The sequence below is a fragment of the Mesorhizobium sp. M7A.F.Ca.CA.004.04.2.1 genome, from assembly GCF_004022825.1.
Taxonomy (GTDB): Bacteria; Pseudomonadota; Alphaproteobacteria; order Rhizobiales; family Rhizobiaceae; genus Mesorhizobium.
In genome coordinates, this window is sequence record NZ_RZPH01000794.1 from 1 (window position 1) to 2,856 (window position 2,856).

Consider the following 2,856-nt stretch of genomic DNA (forward strand, 5'->3'; position numbering starts at 1 on the left):
TGGCGAGACCGAATTCCGGGCGCTGGAGCAGCGCGTCATCCTGCGCGTGCTGGAAAACGGCCCGCAGGTGCTGTCGACCGGCGGCGGCGCCTTCATGAATGCGCAGACGCGCGAGGCGATTGCAGCGCAGGGCGTGTCGGTATGGCTGAAGGCCGAGCTCGATCTTCTGATGGACCGCGTCTCCAAGAAACAGAACCGGCCATTGTTGAAAAGTGCCGATCCGCGCGCCGTGCTGGAGCGGCTGATGGGCGAGCGCTATCCGGTCTACGCGACATCTGATGTCACCGTGCCGACCCGCGACGACCGCAAGGAAGTCATCGCGACCGAGGTGGTGGACGCGCTGTGCCGGCATTTCGGCATCGATGAGACGACGGCGACGGGCGAGGTGGAACAGTGAGCATCGAGGCACCCGTTGTCGTCGAAGTCGGCCTTGGCGACCGGACCTACGATATCCTGATAGGTTCGGGGTTGTTGGCCCGCGCGGGCGCCGAGATATCGGGCCGCCTGCCGGGTACACGCGCCGCGGTCGTCACCGACGCCAATGTCGCGGCAGCGCATCTCGCTGCCCTTCAGGCCAGCCTCGAAACGGACGGCATCCAGACCGCCGTGATCACGTTGCCGCCCGGCGAGAAGACCAAGAGTTTTGCTCATCTCGAAGAGGTGGTCGACGGTGTGCTGGCTGCGAAACTGGAACGCGGCGACATCGTCATCGCCTTCGGCGGCGGCGTTATCGGCGACCTTGCCGGCTTTGCCGCCGGCATCGTGCGGCGCGGGATGAATTTCGTGCAGATCCCGACCTCGCTGCTGGCGCAGGTCGATTCCTCGGTCGGCGGCAAGACCGGCATCAACAGCCCACGCGGCAAGAACCTCGTCGGCGTCTTCCATCAGCCGAAACTGGTGTTGGCCGACACCGGGGTGCTCGACACGCTGCCTATCCGCGAATTCCGCGCCGGCTATGCCGAACTCGCCAAATACGGGCTCATCGACCGGCCAGAATTTTTCACCTGGCTGGAAAAGAATTGGGTCCAGGTTTTCGCCGGCGGGCCGGAGAGGGCGCAGGCTATTGCCGAAGCCTGCCGCGCCAAGGCCGAAATGGTTGCGCGCGACGAATTCGAGACCGGCGACCGCGCGCTGCTCAATCTCGGCCACACATTCGGCCACGCGCTGGAAGCCGCCACCCGGTATGACGGAGCCCGCCTCGTCCATGGCGAAGGGGTCGCCATCGGCATGGCGCTGGCCTACCGGTTCTCGTCGCGGCTCAATCTGGCCAGCCCCGACGATGCCGCGCGCGTCGAGGCGCATCTGCGCGCCGTCGGCCTGCCCTGGCGGATAGCCGACATATCGGGCGATCTGCCTGACGCCGAGGCGCTGCTGGCCTTTATCACCCAGGACAAGAAGGTGTCGCGCGGCGCGCTGACCTTCATCCTGACGCGCGGCATCGGCCAGGCCTTCATCGCCAAGGACGTGCCGGCCTCGGAAGTGCTGTCGTTCCTCAGGGAGAATCACCCAAAGGAAAGCGACCGGAGATGAACGAGCCCGGCTGGATCGTCGTTGCCGTCCTTGCCATCCTCATCGTGCTGCTTGTTGCCGTGCGCACGCGCCTGCTTGCCATGTCCGGATACGAGCTTTCGCGCATCGAGCCGCAGCGTTCCAGCCAGGACGAATTGCGCGGCGCGGTCGACGATTTCCGCCGCGACGGCCAGGTGGTGCGCGAGGATCGCGACCGCGTCGGCGGCCTGTTCGATCTCGCCGAACTCGAAGTCTCCGACATCATGGTCCACCGCACCAACATGCGCTCGGTCAATGCCGACAATGCGCCGGAAGCGGTGGTGCGCGAGATCTTGCAAAGCCCGCACACCCGCATGCCGCTGTGGAAAGGCTCGCTCGACAACATCGTCGGCGTGCTGCATGCAAAGGATCTGCTGCGCGCCTTGAACGAAGTCGGCAACGACTTCTCCAGGATCGATGTGATGAAGATCGCCTCGAAACCATGGTTCGTGCCCGACACGACAACCTTGCAGGAACAGCTCAACGCCTTCCTTCGCCGCAAAGCGCATTTCGCCGTCGTCGTCGACGAATATGGCGAGGTCGAAGGACTGGTGACGCTGGAGGACATTATCGAGGAGATCGTCGGCGAGATCGCCGACGAGCATGATGTCGACATACAGGGCGTCAAGCAGGAGGCCGACGGCTCCGTGGTCGTCGACGGTACGGTGCCGATCCGTGACCTCAACCGGGCTCTCGACTGGAACCTGCCGGATGAGGAGGCCACCACCATTGCCGGCCTCGTCATCCACGAGACGCAATCGATCCCCGAGGAGAAGCAGGCTTTTACGTTCCACGGCAAGCGCTTCATCGTCATGAAACGCGACAAGAACCGGATCGCAAGGCTGAGGATCAGGCCAGCCGGCGACACCTGATACGCGCAGGGAGGCCGGGGCACGTCATCCGGCGATCTGGCTGGTCGAGCGTTCGTGGATCGTCGCGCCGGTCTCGGCATCCATGGCCGCCAGGCTGACTTCATAACCCCAAAGCCTGCGGATGTGACGAAGCGTGGCGTCGCGGCTGGCATCCTCGAGAAGGATGCCGTCATTGACCTTGTGCTGCAGGCGCAAATGGCGGTCGCCGAGCAGATCGACATCCACCACCTGAATGTCCGGTCGGTTTGCGCCGAGGTCATAGCTGTTGGCGAGCGTGGCGCGTATCTTGGCGTAGCCGCGCTCGTCGTGGATCGAGGCGACCAGGCAATGCGGTTGGTCGGCAGCGTCGCCAAGCACAAAAAACCGCCATTTCCGGATCAAGGCCGGACTGAGGTACTGGCGGATAAAGGATTCGTCTCGATGCTCGGCCCAGGCG

At 64.4% G+C, this 2,856-nt stretch carries 4 protein-coding genes; 3 read left to right on the forward strand and 1 reads right to left on the reverse strand.

Annotation, left to right across the window (positions count from 1 at the left end):
- From EN893_RS27115 to EN893_RS27125, 3 genes are all read left to right on the forward strand, one after another.
- A partial coding sequence (locus tag EN893_RS27115; protein ID WP_281062509.1) for a shikimate kinase occupies positions 1-397 on the forward strand: 397 nt, incomplete at its 5' end.
- Positions 394-1,530 carry a 3-dehydroquinate synthase gene (aroB, locus tag EN893_RS27120; protein ID WP_127271939.1) on the forward strand — a complete coding sequence of 379 codons (1,137 nt, stop codon included), beginning with the start codon at positions 394-396 and terminating at the stop codon, positions 1,528-1,530. The genes EN893_RS27115 and aroB, both read left to right, overlap by 4 nt.
- The gene (locus tag EN893_RS27125) at positions 1,527-2,420 is read left to right on the forward strand and encodes an HlyC/CorC family transporter (protein ID WP_127271762.1); all 894 of its coding nucleotides are present in this window, start codon (positions 1,527-1,529) and stop codon (positions 2,418-2,420) included. Before aroB ends, EN893_RS27125 begins: the two co-directional genes overlap by 4 nt.
- 24 nt (positions 2,421-2,444) lie before the next feature.
- Here the strand turns inward: EN893_RS27125 and EN893_RS27130 are convergent.
- On the reverse strand, positions 2,445-2,856 hold a 412-nt coding region (locus EN893_RS27130), incomplete at its 5' end, for a SpoVR family protein (RefSeq protein WP_206640179.1).